Source organism: Halomonas sp. BM-2019, from assembly GCF_017584085.1.
Window position 1 is genome coordinate 1,315,629 of record NZ_CP071922.1, and the last position, 3,016, is coordinate 1,318,644.

At 71.2% G+C, this 3,016-nt stretch carries 2 protein-coding genes; both read right to left on the bottom strand.

Annotation, left to right across the window (positions count from 1 at the left end; all coding sequences use genetic code 11):
* A partial coding sequence (locus J5F18_RS06690) for an AMP-binding protein (RefSeq protein WP_346301507.1) occupies window positions 1-1,023 on the bottom strand: 1,023 nt, incomplete at its 3' end.
* A gap of 72 nt (window positions 1,024-1,095) precedes the next feature.
* Window positions 1,096-2,946, bottom strand: a complete 1,851-nt coding sequence (locus J5F18_RS06695; RefSeq protein ID WP_346302190.1) for an ExeM/NucH family extracellular endonuclease — start codon at window positions 2,944-2,946, stop codon at window positions 1,096-1,098.
* Window positions 2,947-3,016: the final 70 nt, after the last annotated feature.

The following is a 3,016-nucleotide window of genomic DNA, read 5'->3' on the forward strand; positions in this document are numbered from 1 at the left end:
CTCCTCGTTTAGCAGGGCATTGAAGAGGGTGTTGACCCCGCTGATCCAGCTGATGGGGTAGTTCTCGATCGCCCGCTGCAGGTTCTGGATCGGCCGCGGGTTGGGCACCAGGACGTTGTGGGCGCCGTGCTTGAAGAAGGCGAGCAGGTTCACCGAGAAGGCGAAGATGTGGTAGAGCGGCAGGGCGGTGAGCACGCACTCCTCGCCGTCGGTGATGTGTGAGCCGGCCATGGCCTCGATCTGCGCCACGTTGGCGAGCAGGTTGCCGTGGCTGAGCATGGCCCCCTTGGCGATGCCGGTCGTGCCGCCGGTGTACTGCAGCGCGGCGAGGCTGTCGGGTGCCAGGTTATGCCAATAGTCGGCCACCGCCACGCCTTGCGCCTGGCGCAGCCGCCGGCCCTCGGCCAGCGCCTGGCCGAGCGGGGTCACCTCGACGCGGCAGGGCGGGATTACCCGGTTCCAGTACTTGAGCACCGCCTTGACCACCTGGCGAACCACGGCCGGGAAGAACTGCGCGAGGCTCGTCACCACCACATGGCGGATAGCGGTGTGGGGCAGCACCTCGGGCAGCTTGTCGACGAAGAGGTCGACGATGACCAGCGCCTCGGCGCCGCTGTCGCGGAACTGGTGGGTCATCTCCAAGGCCGCGTAGAGCGGGTTGGTGTTCACCAGCACGCAGCCGGCCTTGAGGATCCCGAAGACGACCACCGGATAGCTCAGGCAGTTGGGGAGCTGCACCGCGACTCGGCTGCCGGGGGCCAGCCCCAGCCCCTCGCGCAGATAGACGGCGAAGGCGTCGGAGGCCTCGTCGACCTGCGCATAGCTCAAGGCGCCGTTCATGCCGTTGGGCATGCAGCCGGTGAACGCCCGCTGGGCGGCGAAGCGCGCGGCGCTGGCGCTGAGCAGCGCGGCCAGGTTGGGGTGCTCCGGGGGCGGTAGCTCGGCCGGGATCGGGCCGCTGTAGTTGTGAACCCCGGGGCAGGCCCAGGGGCGGGCGTCGGCGTCGTCCTGCGGTGACTCCATGGGGCTCCTTACAGGGACTGAAGCGTCCTGTTTCTTGTCGTTTCTTCTTGTCTTCATAGCGGTAAACGGCCGCTACTGCACCCCCTTTCGCATCGCCGCGGGTGCCAGGTCCACTACCACCGGGTCATGGTCCGAGGAGCGGAAGGGATCGGGGCGGAAGTGGGGCGCCGCACTCTCCGGGCCATCGTAGCCGAGGAAGGGCGGCTCGTCGGCATTGATGGGCCAGGGCCGCAGCGCCGCCACGGCGGCGGCCAGCGCGGGGCTGGCCAGGGCATGGTCCAGGTAGCCCGACTCGCCGCGAAACACATAGGTGTAGCGCCGCTCGGGCGGCAGCTCCCGGGCCAGCAGGTCGACCAGGCCCGCGCCGGTCAGGGTGCGGATCGGGGCCTCGGCGCCGTAGGCGTTGAGATCGCCGATCAGCAGCAGGCGCTCGCTTCCCTCGGCGGCGAGGCGCTCGAGGAAGGCGGTCATGGCCTGGGCCTGCTCGACGCGGCGCTCGTTCCAGCAGCCCTGGCCGCGGTCGATATCGCCCCGGGACGGGCAGCCGGTTTTGGACTTGAAGTGAGCGGTCACCACGCCGAAGGCGGGGCCGCCCGCCAGGCTGCGGAAGAAGGCCGCGAGCGGCGGGCGGTGGTGGGTGGGGTGGTTATCGGCATGGAGCTCGCTCACGGCCGCCACCCGGTCAGGCCGGTAGATCAGGGCGAGCTTGATGGCATCGCTGCCGCGGTCGGCATCCCCGCCGACCGCGCGATAGCGCACCCCGGTCCGTTCGCTCAGCTGCTCGACCAGGTCGGCCAGGGCGCGCGGGTCGTTCTCGACCTCCACCAGGGCCAGGATGTCGGCCTCGAGGCCGGCCACCGCCGCGGCGAGCTTGGCCCGCTGGCGCTCCAGCTCGGCGGTAGTCGCGGCGCCGCGCTGGCCGAGGGTGATGAAGTAGTTCTCGACGTTGAAGGTCGCCACCCGCAGCCGCTCTCCCGGTGCCGGCAGCGGCGCCGGGCGCGGGTTGGCGTCCTCGAAGCGCGGCTCATGGGTCGGGTGCAGGCGGTAGGCGTCGAAGGCGTGGGTGAGCACCCCGGTCAGCCCCTCGACCTGGCTGCCGACGCGGCGGCTGCCCGCTTCATCCAGGTAGGGAATGGGACTGGGAAAGGCGCGGTAGCTGCCGTCGTCCAGCATCAGCACCGCGCGCTCCTGAGTCGCCTCGGGGCTGTTGGTGGGCCGGAACAGGCGCTCGGCGGCAAGCGTCAGGCTGCCGTAGCGGGCGAGCTCGTAGTTGCCGGTGACGGTCAGGGGCTGGGGAAAGGTCACCAGCAGCCCCTCCAGGCGTGACAGCGCCTCCTCGCCGAGCGGCCACTCCAGCGCCTTCGGCTCCGGCAGCCGGTCGCGGGCGCAGACCGCGATCCGCTCGACTCGCTGCAGCTGGATCTGGCCGTGGAACTCGCCGGTCCGGGCGTGGAGCTGCAGGTGCTGTCCCGGGGCGATGAGGGCCTGATCGCTCGGCGTGGCGCCGGGCAGATAGACGAACAGGCCGACCGGGCCCTGCGCGGTCGCCTGCTGCAGATAGAAGCCATTGAGGCGTTCGCGGCCCAGGACTTCCCCGGTCACCACGCCGTCGGCGACCACCGCCTGGCCGGCGGGCAGGGCAGGCGTGTCGCCCACGCCCTTGATGGCGGCCAGGTCGACGCTGGACGGCGCGGGGCAGTCGGCCGCCGCCGGTGTGGCCGCCAGCAGCAGGGCCAGCAGCAGGGTCGGCAGGGACGCGCGGGCGGCCACGAGACGGAGACGGCGATGGCCGGGGGGGCGAGGGGAAGTGTTGCGAGACCGTTCGGTATGGTAGGGGGCGAGGCGAGGCTGGGCGCTGTGAAACTGGGCGGTTTTAGGCTGGGCAGTTTTTGGCTGGACAGTATCGGACATGGGGGTCTGCATGGCGAAGGCGGCGGGTCTCGTCACCGGGTCGGCCCCCGGCACCGACAGGGCGTCGGTGCCGGGGGGTGAG

Coding starts and splice junctions, on each gene's coding strand:
- J5F18_RS06695 (WP_346302190.1), bottom strand. CDS start 2,946: ATGCAGACCCCCATGTCCGATACTGTCCAGCCAAAAACTGCCCAGCCT.